This is a genomic window from Providencia sp. PROV208, assembly GCF_028479465.1.
In the GTDB taxonomy this organism is placed as follows: Bacteria; Pseudomonadota; Gammaproteobacteria; order Enterobacterales; family Enterobacteriaceae; genus Providencia; species Providencia alcalifaciens.
The window spans coordinates 1-23,295 of sequence record NZ_JAMPNS010000022.1 but is presented as its reverse complement, the minus strand read 5'-3'; the positions used below and the strand labels follow the sequence as shown (position 1 = coordinate 23,295).

General features: G+C 42.1%; 17 protein-coding genes. 10 read left to right on the top strand and 7 right to left on the bottom strand.

Annotation, left to right across the window (positions count from 1 at the left end; all coding sequences use genetic code 11):
- The first annotated feature begins 267 nt into the window (after positions 1 to 267).
- Entirely contained in the window at positions 268 to 2,907 is a 2,640-nt protein-coding gene (gene ppc / locus PR766_RS16320; protein WP_006660503.1) for a phosphoenolpyruvate carboxylase, read from the top strand.
- Positions 2,908 to 2,969: 62 nt separating this feature from the next.
- Here ppc and gadC read toward each other — a convergent pair whose 3' ends face one another.
- The 4 genes from gadC to argE all read right to left on the bottom strand — a co-directional run bounded on the left by gadC (position 2,970) and on the right by argE (position 8,904).
- On the bottom strand, positions 2,970 to 4,508 hold the full coding sequence (gene gadC, locus PR766_RS16315; RefSeq protein ID WP_006663179.1) for a glutamate:gamma-aminobutyrate antiporter: 1,539 nt from the start codon (positions 4,506 to 4,508) through the stop codon (positions 2,970 to 2,972).
- A gap of 76 nt (positions 4,509 to 4,584) precedes the next feature.
- Positions 4,585 to 5,985: a glutamate decarboxylase gene (locus PR766_RS16310; protein WP_006660500.1), complete on the bottom strand. Its 1,401-nt coding sequence runs from the start codon at positions 5,983 to 5,985 to the stop codon at positions 4,585 to 4,587.
- Positions 5,986 to 6,614: 629 nt separating this feature from the next.
- Positions 6,615 to 7,502, bottom strand: coding sequence for a methylenetetrahydrofolate reductase (gene metF, locus PR766_RS16305; RefSeq protein ID WP_006660499.1), 888 nt, complete (start codon positions 7,500 to 7,502; stop codon positions 6,615 to 6,617).
- 247 nt (positions 7,503 to 7,749) lie between these two features.
- Positions 7,750 to 8,904: an acetylornithine deacetylase gene (gene argE, locus PR766_RS16300; RefSeq protein ID WP_006660498.1), complete on the bottom strand. Its 1,155-nt coding sequence runs from the start codon at positions 8,902 to 8,904 to the stop codon at positions 7,750 to 7,752.
- A 102-nt stretch (positions 8,905 to 9,006) separates the two neighbouring features.
- Between argE and argC the strand changes: the two genes are divergently transcribed.
- The 4 genes from argC to argH all read left to right on the top strand — a co-directional run bounded on the left by argC (position 9,007) and on the right by argH (position 13,556).
- On the top strand, positions 9,007 to 10,011 hold the full coding sequence (gene argC, locus PR766_RS16295; RefSeq protein WP_036967104.1) for an N-acetyl-gamma-glutamyl-phosphate reductase: 1,005 nt from the start codon (positions 9,007 to 9,009) through the stop codon (positions 10,009 to 10,011).
- Positions 10,012 to 10,045: 34 nt separating this feature from the next.
- A complete protein-coding gene (gene argB, locus PR766_RS16290) occupies positions 10,046 to 10,822 on the top strand; it encodes an acetylglutamate kinase (RefSeq protein WP_006660496.1) in 777 nt (258 codons plus the stop codon).
- Between the two features lie 56 nt (positions 10,823 to 10,878).
- The gene (locus PR766_RS16285) at positions 10,879 to 12,099 is read left to right on the top strand and encodes an argininosuccinate synthase (RefSeq protein WP_006660495.1); all 1,221 of its coding nucleotides are present in this window, start codon (positions 10,879 to 10,881) and stop codon (positions 12,097 to 12,099) included.
- A gap of 77 nt (positions 12,100 to 12,176) precedes the next feature.
- Positions 12,177 to 13,556 (top strand): argininosuccinate lyase, encoded by a 1,380-nt coding sequence (argH, locus tag PR766_RS16280; protein ID WP_036979236.1) that lies wholly within the window; start codon positions 12,177 to 12,179, stop codon positions 13,554 to 13,556.
- A 46-nt stretch (positions 13,557 to 13,602) separates the two neighbouring features.
- Here the strand turns inward: argH and PR766_RS16275 are convergent, their stop codons facing one another.
- A complete protein-coding gene (locus tag PR766_RS16275; protein ID WP_006663176.1) occupies positions 13,603 to 13,956 on the bottom strand; it encodes a hypothetical protein in 354 nt (117 codons plus the stop codon).
- Between the two features lie 1,114 nt (positions 13,957 to 15,070).
- Here PR766_RS16275 and oxyR point away from each other — a divergent pair.
- Positions 15,071 to 15,976 carry a DNA-binding transcriptional regulator OxyR gene (gene oxyR / locus PR766_RS16270; protein ID WP_006660491.1) on the top strand — a complete coding sequence of 302 codons (906 nt, stop codon included), beginning with the start codon at positions 15,071 to 15,073 and terminating at the stop codon, positions 15,974 to 15,976.
- Between the two features lie 95 nt (positions 15,977 to 16,071).
- Here the strand turns inward: oxyR and sthA are convergent, their stop codons facing one another.
- Complete coding sequence (gene sthA, locus PR766_RS16265) at positions 16,072 to 17,472, bottom strand: Si-specific NAD(P)(+) transhydrogenase (protein WP_006663175.1); 1,401 nt, start codon at positions 17,470 to 17,472, stop codon at positions 16,072 to 16,074.
- A 336-nt stretch (positions 17,473 to 17,808) separates the two neighbouring features.
- Here sthA and fabR point away from each other — a divergent pair, with 336 nt between their 5' ends.
- Both fabR and PR766_RS16255 read left to right on the top strand, forming a co-directional pair.
- Positions 17,809 to 18,465, top strand: a complete 657-nt coding sequence (gene fabR / locus PR766_RS16260; RefSeq protein ID WP_006663174.1) for an HTH-type transcriptional repressor FabR — start codon at positions 17,809 to 17,811, stop codon at positions 18,463 to 18,465.
- 14 nt (positions 18,466 to 18,479) lie between these two features.
- Positions 18,480 to 18,869, top strand: coding sequence for a YijD family membrane protein (locus PR766_RS16255; protein ID WP_006663173.1), 390 nt, complete (start codon positions 18,480 to 18,482; stop codon positions 18,867 to 18,869).
- A gap of 85 nt (positions 18,870 to 18,954) precedes the next feature.
- Here PR766_RS16255 and trmA read toward each other — a convergent pair whose 3' ends face one another.
- Positions 18,955 to 20,052: a tRNA (uridine(54)-C5)-methyltransferase TrmA gene (gene trmA, locus PR766_RS16250; RefSeq protein WP_154636066.1), complete on the bottom strand. Its 1,098-nt coding sequence runs from the start codon at positions 20,050 to 20,052 to the stop codon at positions 18,955 to 18,957.
- Between the two features lie 484 nt (positions 20,053 to 20,536).
- Here trmA and btuB point away from each other — a divergent pair, with 484 nt between their 5' ends.
- Both btuB and murI read left to right on the top strand, forming a co-directional pair.
- On the top strand, positions 20,537 to 22,420 hold the full coding sequence (btuB, locus tag PR766_RS16245) for a TonB-dependent vitamin B12 receptor BtuB (protein WP_036962591.1): 1,884 nt from the start codon (positions 20,537 to 20,539) through the stop codon (positions 22,418 to 22,420).
- A complete protein-coding gene (gene murI, locus PR766_RS16240) occupies positions 22,365 to 23,228 on the top strand; it encodes a glutamate racemase (protein WP_036962593.1) in 864 nt (287 codons plus the stop codon). The genes btuB and murI overlap by 56 nt, the downstream gene beginning before the upstream one ends.
- Positions 23,229 to 23,295 lie beyond the last annotated feature (67 nt).

The window sequence follows — 23,295 nt, the reverse complement described above, 5'->3', positions numbered from 1 at the left end:
AAGTGCTGAATCGACGATAGATTGCGCTGAAACAATACTTAAATAAGAAAAATTAATAAAAATAGAGCTGTAATTAAATTTCATAAAAATCACCCAAAGCACTTTTTTTCTGATATGAATATAGGGTACAGGGTGAAATTCGCGGTCTGCATCACAAAACATAATTCTAGCCGACTGAAATTTTATTACAGGAAATCCAGCGCAGTTTGTTAACCGTTCACCAGAAGCGGGGTGGCATCCTGCCAACAGCACAAGATCAGGAGTCCCATGAATCAGCAATATTCCGCAATGCGCAGTAATGTCAGTATGTTGGGTAAGCTACTCGGTGATACCATCAAAGACGCTCTTGGTGAAGATATCCTCGACAAGGTTGAGTCCATTCGTAAGCTATCCAAATCCTCCCGTGCGGGTAATGAAGTTCAGCGCCAAAAATTATTAATGACCTTGCAAACACTCACTAACGATGAGCTACTACCCGTTGCGAGGGCATTTAACCAATTCTTAAACTTAACCAACGTGGCAGAGCAGTACCACAGTATTTCTCCTCATGGCGAAGCGGCCAGCAATCCTGTTGCCCTGCAAAAGCTATTTGGGCGCTTGAAAGAGCACGATTTTAGCCACGAAGATATTCAAAAAGCGGTTGAAGAGCTTTCTATCGAATTAGTTCTCACCGCTCACCCAACAGAAATTGCGCGCCGCACTTTAATTCATAAATTGGTTGAGGTGAACACCTGTTTATCTCAGCTCGATCATGATGATTTAGCCGACTACGAGCGTAACAATATCATGCGCCGTTTACGTCAGCTGGTGGCACAATCTTGGCATACTGATGAAATCCGTAAAATTCGTCCAACACCCATTGATGAAGCGAAATGGGGTTTTGCCGTGGTTGAAAATTCCTTATGGGAAGGTGTTCCTGCATTTTTACGGGAATTCAACGAACAGCTCGAAGAATCGATTGGCGCACAATTACCTGTTGAAGCAAACCCAATTCGCTTTACCTCATGGATGGGCGGTGACCGTGATGGTAACCCGAACGTCACCGCTGAAGTGACCCGCCATGTTTTATTATTAAGTCGTTGGAAAGCCGCAGATTTATTCTTAAAAGATATTCAAGTGCTGGTGTCTGAACTTTCTATGACGGAAGCAACGCCTGAATTGCGTGCTCTGGCGGGCGGTGATGAGGTGGATGAACCTTATCGTCAAATAGCCAAAAATTTGCGTAGTCAGTTATTCTCTACATTGGAATATTTGGAACGTCGCGTGAAGGGCGAGCAAGTCCTGCCTCCCGCAGATTTACTGACGGATAATGCCCAATTATGGGATCCGCTATACGCTTGCTACCAATCTTTGGTGGCCTGCAACATGAGCATTATTGCTAATGGCTCATTGTTAGATACTTTACGGCGTATCCGCAGTTTTGGTCTGCAATTAGTGCGCATCGATGTGCGCCAAGAGAGCACTCGTCATACCGATGCGTTGTCTGAGCTGACTGAATATTTAGGGCTGGGTAATTATGGCGATTGGTCTGAACAAGAGAAACAAGATTTCTTACTGACCGAGCTGCAATCGCGTCGTCCATTGATCCCACAAAACTGGCAACCAACGCCAGAAACGCAAGAAGTATTCGAAACGTGTCGCGTCATTGCCAAAGCGAAGAATGATTCCATTGCAGCTTACGTGATCTCAATGGCAAAAGTACCATCCGATGTTTTAGCCGTGAAATTGCTGCTAAAAGAAGCTGGCGCCTCAATCAAATTGCCAGTTGCACCCCTATTTGAAACGCTGGAAGATTTAAATAACGCGGAAAGTGTGATGACCAAGCTGCTCAGTATTGAGTGGTATCGAGATCTGATTGACGATCGCCAAATGGTGATGATTGGTTATTCAGACTCAGCGAAAGATGCCGGGGTGATGGCGGCATCATGGGCGCAATACCGTGCGCAAGATGCGTTGATTAAACTGTGTGACAAAGAAGGTGTGAAACTGACACTGTTCCACGGTCGCGGCGGCACCATTGGTCGAGGCGGTGCACCTGCACATTCTGCGTTGCTTTCTCAACCACCGGGAAGCCTAAAAGGTGGATTGCGTGTGACGGAACAGGGCGAGATGATTCGCTTTAAGTTTGGTTTACCGCAAGTAACCATTAGCAGTTTGGCGATGTATGCAAGTGCAATCCTCGAAGCTAACCTACTGCCACCACCGGAACCTAAAGAAGCGTGGAAATCGGTGATGAATTCCTTATCGGATGTCTCCTGCGCGATGTATCGTGATTATGTCCGCGAACAACCCGACTTTGTTCCTTATTTCCGAGCCGCAACGCCAGAATTAGAATTAGGTAAATTACCATTAGGTTCTCGACCTGCAAAACGCCGTCCTACAGGTGGGGTAGAAACGCTGCGCGCGATCCCTTGGATTTTTGCTTGGACGCAAAACCGTCTAATGTTACCTGCATGGTTAGGTGCTGGGGCAGCACTGAAACATGTTATTGAAAAAGAAGGCAAGCAAGCCGTTCTTGATGAAATGTGGCAAGAGTGGACATTCTTCAAAACGCGTATTGCGATGTTAGAAATGGTGTATGCGAAAGCGGATTTATGGCTGGCGGAATACTATGACCATTGCCTCGTGGAAAAACGCTTATGGCCGTTAGGGCAAAAACTACGTGACCAGTTATCGGAAGATATTAAGAGCGTATTGGCGGTGTCTAAAGACGAAGCCCTTATGGCAGATTTACCGTGGATCGCTGAATCCATCGCACTGCGTAACGTCTATACCGACCCACTTAACGTACTTCAAGCAGAATTACTTCAGCGTTCTCGTCAGCAAGAGCATCCAGACCCTCGTGTGGAACAAGCGTTGATGGTGACGATTGCTGGTGTCGCAGCGGGTATGCGTAATACAGGTTAGCAATTAATTACTGTCAGTAAAAAGGCTGCCAATTGGCAGCCTTTTTAGTTTATGGTCGAGGGTTATTTTTTGTTCTTATCATTATGAATTAAATGATAAGGAGAACGCGCCCGTGGATGGATAAAGAAATGGTTTGCGGGGGCATTGTGGGTTTTGATGTGCACCATGGAAACGTTAGTGGATTTTCCGGCTTTATTATGGAAAGCATAAATCACAAAAGGTAGCAGGAAGATTATCACAAAACTCACGGCTAGCAGTGTGACGTAAGTAGTGTCATCTGCGCCACCCGGTAATGAGCTTGGTGGGAAGAACGACACAACGAAAGCCAAAATTGAAATGACCAATCCAACAACGGCGATTAACAATTTAAGACCATTACCGCCCGGAATGTTGAATGCCCGTTTTTTATCAGATTGTTTGCAGACTAAATGCATATAACCCAAGAACAGCATAAAGTAGCTACACAGATAAATAACCACAGTTAACGCTAAGGCGATAAGGAAGGACATGTTTCCGCCGCCACCTGTATTGGTTAGCACAATAATGGCAACCGTGGTGATCAGCAATTGTGAAATAACTAATGTGACGGGCACGCCATTTTTATTCACTTTCGCAAAGCTTTTCGGCAGAATGCCTTTCTGGGCAGCCACATACATCCCACGGGAAGGTCCCACAATCCAAGATGCAATTTCTGCTAATACACCCAGTAACAGTAAAGCGGCAATAATTCGTACTGCCCAATCTAGGGTTGAATTAAAGTGGCTAACGAGCACTTCAAAGGTTTGTACCACACCAGCAGACAGGTTGATTTCACTGTTTGGGATCACCGCAGCAACAGATAACCCACCAATTGAACTGAGGCAAATTGCTGCAATCATCAGTAAAAACATTGCTGCTGGGTAATCTCGCCCAGGATTCTTCATCTCATTAACGTGAGTTGCAGAAGCTTCGACTCCCATGTAACTCAGGATAAACGCCACAAAGACGACTAAGGTGCCGATTTGTGTGAAATCAGGAATAAACGTTTTTGTGCTCATCTCGATAGCTAAAGGTGCACCGCTCGCGAGATAGCTGATTGCTAATCCAACGAGAATTAGAGCGGGTAATAAAATCCCAGCAAAGAAACCGACTTTTGCGATGCTGGCTGTATATTTTGTACCACCAAATTGGGTAAAAGCGAGTACCCATAAAATCACCAGTGCACCGATAGTTTTGGTGATGGGGTCGGTGTTTAATTCAGGCCAATTTAAAATATAGGATAGTGCCCCGAGCACAAAGTACAGCATCGGAATGAACCCTATCGCAATTTGTAGATAGCCAAATGAAATAGCTGCAAATCCCCAACGTTCTCCCAATGTGTTGGATACCCACGCGAAAATACCGCCTTCCTCCCAGCCTTCAACAGTTGCCATTTCGGCAGCGCAGAGGGCAACAGGAATAAACCACAGTAATCCCCCCAAGAGTAAAAAGAAGACTAAACTGAAACCCGATGTGGCGAATGTCGGATATTCATAGACTGCCATCACCATGGAAGCGGTGATCGCAAAAAAACCTAACAAGGTGAGTTGTTTTGCGGCCGGAGCTGCTGTTGACGTCGCCATGCTCATTCTCCTGTCATATGTTTCTGAAATCAGTCGGCGCACGAATGGATACGCCGACTGGATAAACGACTAAGGATTAGCTGTGATTGAATCCACCGCTTTCTTCTTCAGAAAGTGGTGTACTGACTGGGTGTTTCTCGAAATATTCGAGAGTACGCTTGAAGTCTTCAATGAGTAATGAGGCAAGGTCTAGGCTAACACCATGACGGACGAGAATACGTTGGATAACCAGATCTTCGCGGTTTGCAGGCATTGAGTAGGCAGGAACTTGCCAACCGCGACTACGTAATTTGTCAGCAATATCGTATAAAGAGTAGTTACTGTTTTTTACGCCATCTTTTAATTTCCATGCAAGTGCAGGGATACCTTTGGCACTATCGCCATCAAAAATCATCTCAAATGGACCCAGTTTTTCAATTTCACGGGCGAGATATTGGGCGGTGGCATAACACGCATTATGAATTTTTGCGTAGCCTTCGCGACCAAGGCGTAGGAAATTGTAGTATTGAGCAATAATTTGCCCACCAGGACGAGAGAAGTTCAAGGCGAAAGTTGGCATGTTACCGCCAAGGTAGTTCACATTGAAAATAAGCTCTTCAGGAAGGTCTTTCGCTTCACGCCAAACAACCCATCCAGCACCTAATGGCGCTAAACCGAATTTGTGCCCAGAGGCGTTGATGGATTTGACGCGTGGTAAACGGAAATCCCATTCCAATGTCGGCGCGCAGAAAGGTGCGAGGAAACCACCACTTGCACCATCCACGTGAATAGGAATATCTAAGCCCGTCTCTTTTTGCAGTTTATCCAGTGCATCATGTACGGCTTTTACGGGTTCATATTGGCAAGTGAAGGTCACACCTAATGTTGGAACAACACCGATAGTGTTTTCATCGACACGTTTGATGACCTCTTCAGGGCTCATAATCAGGCGGTCGCCTTCCAGTGGGATCTCACGCAGTTCGACATCAAAATAACGCGCAAATTTATGCCAGCAGATTTGTACTGGACCACAAATTAAATTGGGTTTATCGGTCGGTTTTCCTTTGGCGGCTTGTTTTTTACGCCATTGCCATTTTAACGCTAAACCGCCCAACATTGCCGCTTCAGAAGAACCAATGGTTGAACAACCTAATGTATTGAGTGCATCAGGGGAGTGCCATAAATCGGCTAGCATATGCACACAACGATTTTCAATTTCGGCAGTTTGTGGATATTCATCTTTATCAATCATGTTTTTGTCGATAGAGAGATCCATCAAACTGCGAATTTCATCATCAACCCATGTTTGGCAAAATGTCGCTAAGTTTTGTCGGGAATTACCATCTAGCATTAACTCATCACGCACCGCACTAAAGACATTTCGTGGGTCGCTTTCTTTGGTTGGGAATTTCGATTTTGGTAATGATTGGGATAAATCAAGTGATGCATAGATATCATCTAATTCACTATATTTTGAAGATACTGATTTATTATTCATACAACGAATCTCCTCAATAATTGAGACAGTATTACTAGGAAGGATCAGTGAACTTATATTTTCATATAAGCATAAAAATAAATTAGAATAAAGTCATTTAAGGAAAAGTCTTATTTTAATCGTGGTTATTTTGATGGTTTGTTTTCATAGTAAATATAATTTAAATTTGAAGTTAATCCAAAGTAACAATTTTACAACGCTGTTAATTTGAAATTTCACTAAGTCATTTAATGTAAAAAAGTGAGCTGTATCAATAGGATGTGATTTTTGGTGAGAGGGGTAAGTTATTGAAAATTAATATTTCTATGATGTGAGGTACTGTCATTATTAAAGATAACGTAGCGTTTTTCTAGGGTTTTAATGACATTGTATAATTCATCATTAAAAGACTATTTGTTTTGGATTGATCTATCTTCATATTTTAAATTAAAAGCTTACTGTATTTAATTCTATTTAGACGTGTTTTTGAAATTATTTCTGTAATATTCTTACTAAACCAGTCTAATAATGATGTGTTATATTTACTCTAATTTTGAGTGTAATTTACAAGTGACGTGATAAATAGGAAATATTATCGAGCTAATTCATTTCTGATGAAATAGCCCGATAAGTTATATGGAATAGAAGCGTTATTGCGGTCTGACACCTAAGGTATGGCAAATAGCATACGTTAACTCAGAGCGGTTTAAGGTATAAAAATGGAAATCCTTTACCCCTTCACGACTTAAAATTTTCACCATATCCATCGCAATCGATGCACCAACAAGATTACGGCTTTCAGGGTCATCATCTAACCCTTCATACATTCTGTTCATCCAACTTGGAATACGCACGTTGGTGAGCTTGGCAAAACGTTCGAGCTGGCGGAAGTTAGAGACAGGCAAAATTCCTGGAACAATTTCCACATCAATGCCGGTTGCAACGCAGCGATCACGAAAGCGTAGATAGCTTTCCACATCGAAGAAAAACTGAGTAATTGCGCGGTTGGCACCAGCCTCAATTTTTTTCTTTAAATTAATTAAATCTGCTTGGGCGCTTTTAGCTTCTGGGTGTACCTCTGGGTAAGCTGCCACTGAAATATCAAAGTCAGCTTCTGTTTTCAGTAACTCGACTAGATGCTCAGCATACAGCTCAGGCTTTTGGCTGTTATCGGGGAGATCGCCGCGTAACGCAACAATATGGCGAATACCGTTATCCCAATAATCCCGTGCGATAGCTCTTAACTCATCACGACTGGCATCAATGCAGGTTAAGTGAGGTGCTGCCACCAGCCCAGTTTTATCTTTAATGTCTTTAATGATGCTATGGGTTCTGTCTCGCTCACCGGAATTGGCTCCGTAGGTGACAGAGACAAAATTCGGCTTTAAGACTTTGAGCCTATCGATGGATTTCCACAGAGTTTGTTCCATTTCTGTTGAGCGAGGTGGGAAAAATTCAAATGAGACATTAATCTGCCCATCTAATTCAGCTAAATTTTGGTTCAACGCCTCGCGCTGATTTGCGTGAAAGAAACTCATACCCGTGACCTCGCCTTAACAGACTTATTATTTAATTATTAGTTTCACTATCCGATTATATACATCCATGTAAACCTCTATACGTTTAGACGTCTAGATAGAGATTACTTGATATTGAGCGAGAGTCAACCCTTAAATCAAATCTAGAATTGATGTTTTTTCAGGCACAACAAGAGAAAAATTCATGATGAAGAAAATGCGGAGCTTGGTCGGCTCCGCATAAAGTGCAAAATTATTCAGTAAAACACTATTCAGTAAAACAGAAGTGCTCGACCATTTGGCTGATGAGTTGGCGGGTTGGTTCAATAAAGCTCATATCGATGAACTCATCAGGCTGGTGGGCTTGTTCAATAGAGCCAGGACCGAGTACCAGCGTTGGGCAAAGTTCTTGGATAAACGGTGCTTCTGTACAGTAGTTAACGGTCTCTGCTTTTTTATTTAATAGCTGCTCAATCACAGCGACCATTTTATGGTCCGTTGGACACTCATAGCCAGGGATTGGGGGATGCATCTCTTCAATCGCTAAACGACCCGGCCATTTTGCACGAACTGGCTCAAGGGTTTCATTGAGAAGTTCGTCGAGATCTTGCAAGGTTAAACCCGGTAGTGGGCGAATATCCATATGCAATTCACAGCATCCACAAATTCGGTTTGCCGCATCACCACCATGGATATGACCAAAGTTCATTGTTGGATAAGGAATAACAAACGCGGGGTTGTTATAGCGTTCTTTCAATGTATTTCTTAGGGTCATCAGGTGAGAGATGGATTCATGCATTAATTCAATCGCATTCACGCCTCTATCGGGATCACTGGAGTGCCCTGATTGGCCCGTAATGCGGATAGCATTAGAAAGGTGACCTTTATGTGCTCGGATAGGCTGCAAGGATGTTGGTTCGCCGATAATGGCGAAATCAGGGCGTAATTCCGTGCTAGCAGCAAAAAAGCGCGCTCCTGCCATGGAGGTTTCTTCATCGGCGGTCGCGAGAATATGTAATGGGCGTTTTAAGGTGCTGAGGTCAACATCGCGCAGCGCATCAATAATGAAAGCAAAAAAACCTTTCATATCGGCGGTACCAAGCCCGTATAGCTTGCCGTCATGCTCTGTGAGCTTGAAAGGATCTTTACTCCAGCGTCCGTCATCAAATGGGACAGTATCCGTATGACCACAGAGCATCAATCCGCCATTGCCCTCACCAATCGACGCTAACAGGTTATATTTATCTCGTGTATCAGGGACCGGTTGAATATTCACCGTAAAGCCTAAGGTTTCTAACCATCCACCTAAGAGCTCCACGAGTGCTCGGTTACTCTGATCGAGTTGCGAATCGGTCGCACTGATCGACGGAGTGGCGATTAATTGACGATAAATCTCAATAAATGCAGGTAATTTAATATTCACTGTTGACAGCCTTTATCCATAATAGTATCAATATTCATGCACTTTATTTGAATAAAAATACACATTAAACTGTTTGGGTCACGAGTACAAGGTAGAAAACACATGTTGAACACACTCATTGTCGGGGCCAGTGGTTATACTGGAGCAGAATTAGCCGCTTACTTACAACGTCATCCTGAAATTCATCTTTCTGGATTGATGGTTTCTGCACAAAGTGCAGATGCGGGTAAATGCTTTTCTGATTTACATCCCCAGTATAAAGGCATCATTGATCTTCCGGTCCAACCCCTCACAGATGTGGCTGAGGCGGCAAAAGGTATCGATGTTGTTTTCCTCGCAACCGCCCATGAAGTGAGTCATGACATCGCGCCTCAGTTTCTTGAAGCGGGTTGTGTGGTCTTTGACCTTTCTGGTGCTTATCGTGTTCAAGATGCGGCGTTTTATCCGCAATACTACGGTTTCGAACATACAAACACCGAGTGGTTAATGCAAGCAGTTTACGGTTTAGCGGAATGGCAGGCAGATAAAATCCGCCAAGCTCAGCTGATTGCTGTACCGGGGTGTTACCCAACTGTTTCTCAGCTTTCATTAAAGCCGTTGATTGAAGCGGATTTACTCGATGAAAACATGTGGCCAGTGATCAATGCGACTAGCGGTGTTTCAGGGGCAGGGCGTAAAGCATCAATGACCAATAGCTTCTGCGAAGTGAGCTTGCAGCCATACGGTATTTTTACCCACCGTCATCAACCTGAAATAGCCACACATCTAGGTAGAGAGGTCATCTTCACGCCACATTTAGGCAACTTTGCACGGGGTATACTGGCGACCATCACTTGTAAAGTGAAAGCCGGCGTAACAACGGAGCAAATTAGCCAAACATTTAAAGGCGCGTATCACGATAAACCGTTAGTTCGTTTATATGACAAAGGTGTACCTGCACTGAAATCGGTTGTTGGCACGCCATTTTGTGATATCGGATTTGTATTGAAAGGTGAACACCTGATTTTAGTCGGGACAGAAGATAACCTATTAAAAGGTGCCGCCGCACAAGCGGTTCAATGCATGAATATTCGGTTTGGTTTCAACGAAACGCAATCATTACTTTAATGCTCTTATGGCAATTTATTAAGGATAAATCTCCATGCAACCTTTAGTCATTAAACTGGGCGGTGTGTTACTCGATAGCGAAGAAGCGCTAGAAAGATTATTTACGGCAATCCAAACCTATCGTCAGGCTCATCAACGTGAGTTGGTCATTGTGCACGGTGGTGGTTGTTTAGTGGATGAATTGATGCAAAAGCTGCAATTACCTGTCGTGAAGAAACAAGGGCTGCGTGTGACTCCAGCTGATCAAATTGACATTATTGTAGGTGCTTTAGCCGGTACGGCGAATAAAACATTATTAGCGTGGGCGATTAAACATCAACTACAAGCGGTAGGATTGTCTCTTGGGGATGGTCACAGCGCAGTGGTAACGCAAATTAATGATGAACTGGGTCATGTTGGTAGTGCAAAAGCGGGTGATGCGAAATTACTGAAGCTTTTACTGTCTTCGGGTTACTTGCCAATTATTAGCTCTATCGGGATCACGAATGATGGGCAATTAATGAATGTTAACGCTGACCAAGCCGCAACAGCGATTGCTCAGGCATTGAATGCGGATCTGGTACTGCTTTCTGATGTCAGTGGCATTTTGGATGGTAAAGGTCAAAAAATTGATGAAATGACCACCACCAAAGCACAGAAGCTGATTGAACAAGGCATTATTACAGATGGCATGATTGTCAAAGTGAATGCGGCACTGGAAGCGGCTTCTACCTTACAGCGCCCTGTCGATATTGCTAGCTGGCGCCATGCAGAACAATTGCCATCGTTATTTAATGGCACCGCAATCGGTACACGAATTCTCGCTTCTTGAGTCATGGACTGAATAAGCAAACAGACAAATAACGCATTTAATGGGATAGGTAAGTTATGAAAAAGGGCATTAAGAAAATTGTATTAGCGTACTCTGGTGGACTAGATACATCGGCGATCATTCCGTGGTTAAAAGAGAATTACGATGACTGTGAAGTCGTGGCATTCGTCGCCGATGTGGGTCAAGACAGAGAAGATTTAGTGGGCGTTGAGAAAAAAGCACTGCAATCCGGCGCTTCTGAATGCTACGTGGTTGACCTGCGTGAAGAATTCATCAAAGAGTATATCTACCCAGTATTGAAAACCGGTGCACTGTATGAAGGTAGCTATTTGCTGGGGACATCAATGGCACGTCCGATTATCGCCAAAGCTCAAGTTGAAATTGCGCTAAAAGTGGGTGCGGATGCAGTTGCCCATGGCGCAACAGGTAAAGGTAACGACCAAGTTCGTTTCGAAAGTACCTATACAGCATTAGCACCACAACTGAAAGTTATTGCACCTTGGCGTGAATGGGATCTGCGTTCTCGTGAAGCGTTATTGGATTACCTGAAAGAACGTAATATTCCAACGACTGCAAGCTTAGAAAAAATCTACAGCCGTGATGAAAACGCATGGCATATCTCTACTGAAGGTGGCGTATTGGAAAGCACATGGAATGCGGCTAACCAAGATTGCTGGGTATGGACAGTTGATCCGAAAGACGCACCAGATGAAGCTGAGCTGGTGACTGTTGGCGTGAAACACGGCGAAGTGGTTTCGGTGAATGGCAATACATTGTCTCCATTGGGTTGTTTAGAAACACTCAATACGCTGGGCGCAAAACACGGTGTGGGTCGTATCGATATTGTGGAAAACCGTTTAGTGGGTATGAAATCCCGTGGTTGCTATGAAACCCCAGGGGGCACCATCATGATGGCTGCACTACGTGGTGTTGAGCAGCTGGTATTGGACCGCGATAGTTACAAATGGCGTGAGCAGTTAGGTCTGGAAATGTCTTATGTCGTGTATGACGGTCGTTGGTTTGCGCCATTACGCCATTCTTTACAAGCCGCCGCAGAGTCATTAGCTCAGGATGTGACGGGTGAAGTGGTGCTAAAACTGTATAAAGGGCAAGTGACGGCTATCCAGAAGAAAGCAGATAAGAGCCTGTACTCTGAAGAGTTTGCAACATTTGGTGAAGATGAAGTTTACGATCACAGCCATGCTGGTGGATTTATCCGCCTCTACTCACTCTCTTCACGTATTCGTGCGCTGAAAGAGCAGAACAAAGCAAAATAGTTTTATTAGTATGACCCCGATAGCCAAATAAGGCTGTCGGGCAGACACTTATTTTATCAATCAGGTAGGGACTCGTTATGGCACTTTGGGGTGGACGTTTTAGTCAGCAGGCAGATCAACGGTTTAAACAGTTTAATGACTCACTGCGTTTTGACTATCGCTTAGCGGAGCAAGATATTATTGGCTCAGTCGCATGGTCAAAAGCATTGGTGACGGTTGGTGTGTTATCTGATAGCGAGCAAAAATCTCTCGAGCAAGCACTCAATGTGCTATTGGCGGAAGTGCAAGCCGATCCTGAAATTATCTTGCAAAGCGACGCCGAAGATATTCATAGCTGGGTTGAAGGTAAACTGATTGATAAAGTCGGTGATTTAGGAAAAAAATTGCACACAGGTCGTAGCCGTAATGACCAAGTCGCGACAGATTTAAAACTGTGGTGTAAAGACCAAGTGGCGCTGTTATTAGAAGCTGTGAATGAGTTACAAAAAGCGTTGGTCATCACCGCTGAAAATAACCAAGATGCAGTGATGCCAGGCTATACCCACTTACAACGTGCTCAGCCAGTGACATTCGCCCATTGGTGTTTAGCGTATAGCGAAATGTTGTCTCGTGATGAAAGCCGTTTGCAAGATACTTTAAAGCGTTTAGATGTCAGCCCATTAGGTTGTGGGGCGTTGGCGGGTACGGCCTATGATATTGACCGTGAGCAATTAGCATCATGGTTAGGGTTTTCCTCTGCGACACGTAACAGCTTAGATACTGTTTCTGATAGAGACCATGTATTAGAGCTATTATCGGATGCGAGTATCGGTATGGTTCACTTATCACGTTTCGCTGAAGATTTAATTTTCTTTAATAGTGGCGAAGCTGGATTTGTTGAGCTTTCAGATAAAGTCACATCGGGTTCATCCCTCATGCCACAAAAGAAAAATCCGGATGCACTGGAGCTTATTCGTGGTAAATGTGGTCGTGTTCAAGGGGCATTAACTGGGATGATGATGACCTTAAAAGGGCTACCTCTTGCTTACAATAAGGATATGCAAGAAGACAAAGAAGGGCTATTTGATGCATTGGATACTTGGTTAGACTGCATGCATATGGCGGTATTAGTATTAGATGGCATTCAAATTCGCCGTGCTCGTTGTGAAGATGCCGCTAAGCAAGGCTATGCGAATGCAACTGAGCTGGCGGACTACTTAGTCGCAAAAGGCGTTCCATTCCGTGAGGCGCACCATATTGTCGGTGAAGCGGTAGTGGCTGCAATCGCCCAAGGTAAGGCATTAGAAGAGATGGCGTTAAGTGATTTACAAAAATTTAGTGCTGCAATTCAATTAGATGTGTATGAGATTCTGTCTCTACAATCTTGCCTAGATAAGCGGTTAGCAAAAGGTGGGGTATCTCAAATGCAGGTGGCGAAAGCCATTGGGGATGCGAAAGCTCGTTTGAAGATGCAATAAAAAATGGGGGGTAGCATGACTACCCCAATTTCCATAACATTGACGCTTAGCTATATTTAATTGTTAACATTCCGATTTTTTTATCTTTATTCACCCAATTATAAGAATAGGAACTTCGACCACCATTCAGGACTGTCCAACCTTGAGTTTTCACTAATTTTTTGAGGTCAATATTATTAGCAACCATATCGTCATTGTCATCTAGGCAATTTAAAGTGACGTTATTATTACCGACTTCATTTAAGCATGCTCCATAGACAATCGCGCCAGTAAATTGGATTGTGCCACTGTGCCCATTGTTGTCTGCATAGGCATTGATAGCACTTAACGTTGGGACTAATAATAACGCCATGACAGCGCGAGAGAAGATTTTTTTAGTAATAGAAGTTAAATTTTTCATAATAGTATCCCCTAACTGATTTGTGTTTAATCAATTTATTTAATTGTATTAATTAGTAATTTTATTGTGACGTAATATATATATTGGCTACTTTTCTTTTTTCAATTACCTCGTTTTATTCGACGGAGGATATAATAAAACAAAAAACTCGATTAAGGTGTAAATATTGAAAATGAAATGTATGGGAATTTTAAAATTAAATTAAACAATATGGGATAATTAAAATATAGTATAAGCGTAAACACTTACCAATAAAAAACCATATTCAAACTGATTTTGAGATATTTTCGGTGCAAAAATTCAATTTATCATTTGTTTTTAGATAATAACTCCGGTTTATTCGTTTTGGTGCCATCCGCCTCATTAGGTGAGTGTAAATGTGTGTTTGATTTAATGTCGATTAATTTAATATATTCTTTTATATGTATTTACAAACTTTAATTAAATATGAAAGAGAATATAACAAAATGTTTCATTGCTATGGAATAGTACTTACACAATTTCACTCTTATTCTTGTTATTACCTAATTTTCAGGTATTAAATCTTATTAATGTGCCTCTGATTTGTTTTTCATTATCAGTTTTGAAAAGCTTTTAATAATCATATGGTATAAAAATATAAGCATCATTATCTAGATGGCTTAGAGCCAATACTCCGTACTGATATGACAAGCAAGGTATGGTTTACATTTGATATTATCGGTATTGAACAGGTCTTAGTTTTAACGTAGCTGACTGTTTTTTGCTGCGTCATTTAAGGTTGACAGTGTCTCTCACATTTTTTTGCCTCTTAATTAAAATATCTAAATTTTTGTTCAACTTGAGGTTGGTGAATATTAATTCTAAATATATTGGATATGTTAATTTGATATAAATTTTGTTACCTGAAATAAAGGTAATTTGGGTTTGTGATTTTGTTTGGTATTGTTTTTCCAAGGAAATAGCGAAAATACATTTACTTTCTTAGAGGAGCATTTTGTTTTAATCTCAAATGAGAGAAACCCTAAAAGCTTATCTAGCATTTTTTAATTTTATTGATAGATGAAACATTATGTATTCTCTATAATGATTGGTATTATCTATATAGATAGGCATAACGAGAGGAAAAAGGCGGATGAATATTCGTGATCTGGAGTACCTAGTTGCACTTGCTGAGCACAAACATTTTAGACGTGCTGCGGATTCTTGCCATGTAAGTCAGCCTACACTGAGCGGTCAAATCCGTAAGCTTGAAGAAGAGCTTGGCGTGATGTTATTAGAAAGAACCAGCCGAAAAGTACTTTTTACTCAACAAGGTTTACTGCTCGTTGAGCAAGCAAGAACGATTTTAAGAGAAATTAAAGTTTTACAAGAAATGGCAGCGTTACAAGGCGAAAGCATGTCGGGACCGTTACATATAGGACTGATCCCAACAGTCGCTCCCTATCTGCTCCCACACATTATCCCCGAATTACATCGAGTGCACCCGAAGCTGGAAATTTACTTACACGAAGCACAAACCCAGCAATTATTGGCACAGTTAGACAGTGGTAAATTGGATTGCGCTATTCTGGCAGAAGTCAAAGAAACAGAACCATTTATCGTGGTTCCATTATTTGAAGAGCCGATGAAACTCGCCATTTATGAAAGCCACCCATGGCATGACCGCGACACGGTTGAAATGGGTGAATTAGCGGGCGAGAAATTATTAATGCTAGAAGATGGTCACTGTTTGCGTGATCAAGCGATGGGATTCTGCTTCCAAGCAGGCGCAAAAGAAGATACACATTTTCGTGCAACCAGCTTAGAAACACTGCGCAACATGGTAGCGGCGGGTAGTGGTATTACATTACTACCTGATTTGGCGGTACCACATGAAGCTTGCCGTGATGGGGTTTGTTATTTGAATTGTATTGAGCCTGAACCTAAACGCCGAATTGTTCTGGTCTACCGTCCGGGTTCTCCATTACGTGGTCGTTATGAGCAGCTAGCTGAGACCATCTATAGCTCAATGGATAAGTATTATAGAAATAAAAAGTAAGAACTCAGATTAAATGCAGCAAAAAGCGTTGAAACAAAAAAAGTGATTGCGGGAGTCAACCCTGCAATCACTTACATGGAAAGCGTTATTATCGGTTAAAATAGTCGATTTAGACCATTCAGCGCCGCAACACGGAACGCTTCTGCCATGGTAGGGTAGTTAAACGTAGTATTAATAAAGTATTCGATGGTATTTCCTTCACCTTTTTGTTCCATAATGGCTTGACCGATATGAATAATCTCTGCCGCCCGCTCACCGAAACAGTGAATACCTAAAATTTGAAGCGTTTCTCTGTGGAAGAGAATTTTCAAACTACCTACATTCATTCCTGCAATTTGAGCTCGCGCTAAATGTTTAAATTGAGCACGACCCACCTCATAAGGAACTTTCATTGCCGTCAATTCTTGTTCTGTTTTACCCACAGAACTGATTTCTGGAATGGTATAAATTCCCGTTGGAATATTTTCAACTAAATGAGCATTGCCTAAGCCTGATGTGATTGCACGAGCTGCAATCCGACCTTGATCATACGCGGCGGATGCTAAACTTGGATAGCCAATGACATCACCAACAGCATAGATATGCTCGTTGCTGGTACGATAAGCATGATCAACTTTGACTAATCCACGTCCATCGGCTTCAATACCAACATTCGCTAGACCGATATTATCGGTATTACCCGTACGTCCATTCGCGAAAAGTAAACAGTCAGCTTTCACTTTCTTGCCCGATTTTAGGTGAACGATAACGCCGTCATCTAAACCTTCAATCTTTTCATATTCTTCGTTGTGACGGATAACAACGCCACTATTCCAAAAGTGATAAGACAGTGCGTCAGACATTTCTTGATCAAGGAATGCGAGTAAGTGATCACGGGTATTGATCAAATCGACTTTGACCCCTAATCCACGAAATATTGATGCGTACTCACAACCAATCACACCCGCACCATAAATAATGACATGGCGAGGTTCATGAGAGAGGTTGAGGATAGTATCGCTGTTGTAAATTCGGGAATGAGTAAAATCGACATCAGGAGGACAATAAGGGCGTGAACCAGTCGCAATGATAATTTTATCCGCGCTAAGGACATCGCAACTACCATCTGCATAGCGCACACTAACATGCTGATCATCAACAAAAGTTGCTTCACCAGAGAACATTTGGCAACCATTGCGTTCATAAAACCCTTCACGCATGCGAGTTTGCTGACTAATCACCGTTTCGGCATGGGTAAGAATTTCAGAAAAAGAGGAGCGTAAATTGCGGGAATTATCACTGTATAGCGGGTTTTGATTAAATTCGATAATTCTACTGACAGCATGACGGAGCGCTTTAGAAGGGATAGTACCCCAGTGGGTACAGCCGCCGCCGACACTGTTATAACGTTCTATAACAGCAACGTTTTTTCCTTGTTTGACCAGCCCCATAGCGGCACCTTCACCACCAGGACCTGAACCAATGACAATTGCATCAAAATGGGTATGTTGTTGCATGAGGTAAGCCTGTTTTAATTCTAGGGACGTTGTGATAGTAACATTCGTTTGCCATCTTGTCTCAATTCGAAATCCTAAAGACAAATAAGTATAGAAAGTAGATAAAAATAAAGAAGCGCTAAGTATATAAAAAATTTATGAAAAAAAAGTCGATAAAAGACACAGCGTAGAAAAAACGAAGTTGGGTGAAATTCTGAAAATGGGAAAATTGATGGGAGAGTCATCTTTTCACTAAACTAGATTAATGATTTTCAGGTATGCTTAGGGAATGGGCGCATTCAAAAGTGATATTTTGATCTATTCGCGACGTTTTAATTGTAGAAAACTAGGAAAATCGTGAGCAATACTATTGGCGTTAGAGCAAAACAAAAAGAAAAAACTCGTCGTTCGCTTGTGGAAGCGGCATTTAGCCAATTAAGTGCAGAACGCAGTTTTACTAGCCTCAGCTTACGGGAAGTCGCCCGTGAAGCGGGTATTGCACCAACTTCGTTTTACCGTCACTTCAAAGATGTTGATGAACTTGGACTCACCATGGTTGATGAAAGCGGATTGATGTTACGTCAGCTGATGAGACAAGCACGTCAACGTATCGCAAAAGGCGGGAGTGTGATCCGTACATCAGTCTCCACTTTTATGGAGTTTATAGGTAATAACCCGAATGCGTTTAGGTTATTATTGCGTGAGCGTTCAGGAACTTCTGCTGAATTTCGTGCCGCAGTCGCACGAGAAATCCAACATTTTATTGCGGAATTAGCGGATTATCTTGAATTAGAAAACCGTATGCCTCGTTATTTCACTGAAATGCAAGCTGAAGCGATGGTCACCATAGTGTTTAGTGCGGGTGCCGAAGCGCTTGATATTGATGAAGAAAAACGTCGTCGCCTCGAAGAGCGGTTAGTATTACAGCTACGTATGATAGCTAAAGGTGCTTATTACTGGTACCGCCGCGAGCAAGAAAAACAAAATGATACAGACCCTGACTTAACCGAATAGTTAAAGGAGAGACAATGACGGAACACAAAAATTATGAGAGAAGCACATTACTGCTGTCTTTAGTAATTGGCTTATCGACTCATGGAACGTTCTCTACCCTGTTTAATTCCCTTGTGGAATTTTCTATTTTCCCCATCGTTACGTTAATTTTGGCTGTTTACTGTTTACACCAGCGTTATTTACACCAAGCCATGCCAATGGGATTACCAAAATTTGTCGCAGGTAGTTTTTTCTTAGGTATGTTCGGCTATGCTGCAATTTTACGCGTCCAACATCCTGATGTTGGTTCTAATTTTATCCCTGCAACCGTAATTGTCATTATTGCATTGTGGATGTATACCAGCTGGAAAGCGCGTAAAAAAGATCTGCAAGAACAAGCACTAGAAAGCGAAACTGAGCATTAATATTTTCCCGAATATTAATAAGCTATAAAAGAAACGCCGCGACATTATAGTGCGGCGTTTTTTATGGGATGTTTATAGTGAAGAATTAGCGTCGAGTTAGTAGCACACCACTTTCCATATGATGGGTGTATGGGAATTGATCAAACAACGCGAGCTTTTCTATTCTATGGGTTTTGGTGAGCTCAGCTAAATTATCGCACAGTGTTTCAGGATTACAGGAAATATACAGAATATGATCATATTCTTGTACTAACTGAACCGTTTTGTCATCTAAGCCACTACGCGGAGGGTCAACAAAGATAGTATTGCACTGATAATCCGCTAAATTAATGCCTTCTAAACGGTTAAATTCACGTACACCATTCATGGCTTGGGTAAAATCTTCCGCCGACATTCGGATAATCTGCACATTATCTATTTTGTTAGCTTCAATATTGTATTGAGCCGCATGCACGGAAGGCTTGGCAATTTCAGTGGCTAAAACCTTATTAAAATTTTGAGCTAGCGCTAATGAAAAATTACCATTCCCACAGTAAAGCTCTAATAAATCGCCTGTTGAATGTTGAGTTGCATCAATTGCCCACTCTAACATTTTAATATTTACCTGCGCGTTAGGCTGAGTGAAACTATTTTCAACTTGACGATAAACCATGTCTTTACCTTTTACAGGTAAGATTTCATCAACATAATCGTGGTCGAGCATAATTTTTGTTTTGGAGGCACGACCAATAATTTGAACGTCGAAACCTTTCGCAACGAGATCTTCTTTTAATTGTTTCGCTTGTTCAGTCCACTCATCCCCGAGTTTTTTATGGTAGAGCAGAGAAACGATTAGCTTATTGCTTAGCGTAGATAAGTAATCTATCTGAAATAATTTATGGCGTAGTAGTTCAGTGCGTTTTAATAAAGGATGCAGTTCAGCCATCATGTCATTGATTAGCTGGCTAGCGACTGGAAATGACGTCATTCGGATACGTTCTTTAGTCTCTTTATCAAACATAATATGAAATAGGTCATCGCCTTCGTGCCAAATTCTAAATTCTGCACGCATCCGATAATGGGATGTTGGTGATGAAAAAATTTCAGGTTCAGGCGCAGCATAAGGGGCCATTAAGCTCTTCAGGCGGTCAACTTTCTCTGCAAGTTGCAGTTGGTAATCTTCGGTGTGCAAGGTGTTTTGCATCATATGGCCCCATAAAACAGTCAAAATTCACGTCAGGGGCGAAATTGTAGGGCAAGCTGCGAAGATGTCCAGTTTTCATTATCGATTCATGGACACTGATAACTATTCAATTTAGGATTATGTGCTGTGGTTGAGGGAATTTGGTGAGAGTCCAGAACTGACGCGCAACGGTAATTAAGGTATCCCCGTCATTCTTCAAGCTACATGGGTGTTGGCATCGCTCGGCTATCCTAGTCACATACTTCAGTATGCTCCTAGGAATATCTTCGCTTGCCGCCTACATGCAGCTTGAATTATTTAGGGGATATAACAGGTCGAATTTTCATTTTATATATCGCTTCATATTTCATATATAGAAACCCAACTTGTCACTTTATAAGTCCGATACCTACCACACTTCTTATCGCTTTGTTGAATTTCAGCGCGGATCTGATTTTCGGCGTCGCGGAATGTTAATTCTATTGATTTTCCGAGTGTAAATATAATGAATAATAACAAGTCGCTACCACTATCGGTGGCAGCTCTGGCAGTGTTGTGTGGCATTTCCTCGTTGGCAAGTGCGAATCCAAGCTCGGCTGATGCAATGGTGGTGTCGGCTAACCGTTTCGAACAACCCATCTCTTCTATATTAGCGCCAGTCACTGTTGTGACCCGTGAAGATATTGATCATTGGCAGTCAAATACCGTGATTGATGTATTAAGGCGTTTGCCGGGTGTGGATGTTGCTCAGAATGGGGGAATGGGGCAACAAAGTTCCCTCTTTATTAGAGGAACAGAATCACGCCATGTTTTGGTTTTAATTGATGGTGTTCGTCTTAATCAAGCGGGAATTTCTGGTTCTTCGGATATGAGCCAAATTCCAATCTCATTAATTCAGCGTATTGAATATATTCGTGGCGCCCGTTCAGCAGTTTATGGCTCTGATGCGGTAGGTGGTGTTATCAATATCATTACGCGTCGCGATAATGATGGAACCACATTAAATGCGGGCATTGGTTCTTATGGCTATCAAAACTATAACGGTTCAACACAGCAAAAAATTGGTGAAAATACAACCGTTACGGGCGCAGCGGCTTATACCTATACAAAAGGGTTTGATGTGGAGGCAAGAGGAAATACAGGAGGACATCCCCAGCCAGACAAAGATGGTTTTCTTAATAAAACATTATGGCTAGGTGTGGAACATCAATTTACCCCAGATGTTTTAGCTTATGCTAGAGCTTATGGGTACGATAATCGAACAAATTATGATGCCTCTGAATTTGCTGGTATTTTGGCTGATACCCGTAAGCTATATAGCCGCACCTATGAAACTGGAGTTAAATATCATCAGGAGAAATACTCTACTTCATTAATGGGCAGCTATAGTCACGTTAAAGATTATAACTATGACCCAAGATATGGAAAATACGGTAAAGGTTCTCGTGCTGATGATTCGAAACAGTATAACGTTCAATGGGGAAATAATTACCAATTTGAAAATGGTACAGTTTCGGCTGGCGTTGATTATCAAAAGCAAACCATTGAAGCGGGAACATCTTCATTACCAAACAATGAATCAATCAATAATACCGGAATCTATTTAACGTCTCAGCAAGCAATCTCTGCTTTTACTATTGAAGGAGCTGTAAGGTCTGAAAAACACTCAGAGTTTGGCTGGCATACAACATGGCAAGCAGGCGCTGGATGGGAATTCATTGATGGGTATCAGCTAATAGGCTCTTATGCTACGGCTTATAAAGCACCAAACATTAGCCAACTATATGCTTCAGCGCCATATGGCAATCCAGACCTAAAGCCAGAAGAAAGCAAGCAATGGGAAGGTGGGGTGAAAGGGCTCACAGGTCCTTTAAATTGGCAATTAGTTGCATATAAGAATGAAATTACCAATCTTATTGATGCGAAAGCCGAAACTAATTGGGGATGGCAAAATGTTGGTGAGGCGACAATAAAAGGTATCGAGTGGAACGGAGATATGGATACCGGAATATTCCACCATCAGCTTACATATCAATATACCGATCCTAGGGACGATAAAACGAATAAAGTCTTAATTCGTCGAGCTAAGCAACAAATCAAATATCAACTAGATTGGAATGTTGCCAATGTAGATTGGGGGCTAACTTATCAATATATTGGCTCTAGATATGATAAAGACTTCGGTCAATATGATACTAGTACTGGTGACTATAAAAGATTAAAACTCGGGGGCGTTAGCCTTTGGGATATCACTGCTGCATATCCAATCACTTCACATCTCACAATTCGTGGTAAAATAGCTAATATGTTCGATAAAGACTATGAGACCGCGTATGGTTATCGCACCGCTGGAAGAGAATATTTCCTCACAGGAAGCTACAACTTCTGATAACAACCTATCTGTTCGCCCGACCATTTTGGTGTTTGACTCTGGAGTGGGCGGGTTATCTGTCTATCGTGAAGTCAAAAAACTGATCCCAAATGCACACTATATATATGCATTTGATAATGAAGCCTTCCCTTATGGTGAAAAAAGTGAAGAGTTTATTATTGATAGGGTGTACCAAATCGTTAATGCCATCGCAAAAAAACACCCACTCACCATAGCCGTTATTGCCTGCAATACAGCAAGTACGGTGAGCTTACCCAACTTACGAGCTCATTTTACTTTTCCTATTGTGGGTGTCGTTCCTGCTATTAAGCCGGCGACGAAGCTGACGCGTAATGGGGTAGTGGGCTTACTTGCTACGAAAGGCACGGTGAATCGAGAATACACTAAAGAGCTTATTGAGCGTTTTGCGACAGACTGCAAAGTGATTTCTTTAGGTTCAGCGGAACTAGTACAGTTAGCAGAAAGAAAATTACATGGCGAATGCTTACCGCTCGATGAGATCGCTCAAGCAGTCAAACCATGGCTAAAAATGAAAGAAGCACCTGATACCGTGATCCTAGGTTGCACCCATTTTCCTCTTATAGTAGAAGAACTCGAAAAAGTGCTTCCTAACGGTACTCGATTTATTGATTCTGGCGCCGCAATTGCCAGAAGAACCGTTTGGCTCATCAATAATCAGGCTGAAGTAACAGATTCAAATGAAGAAGACTTTGCTTATTGCTTATTAATGAATGAGAGTTTACAAGAATTACGCCCTGTTTTAGAGGCTGAAGGCTTCAAATCGCTGAAAAAACTGGCTATTTAAGCCAAATTCGTTGAAAAGCTGAGCGAACGAAAAAAAAACATCAAAAAAAGGGTTGCCAGATTTTTCT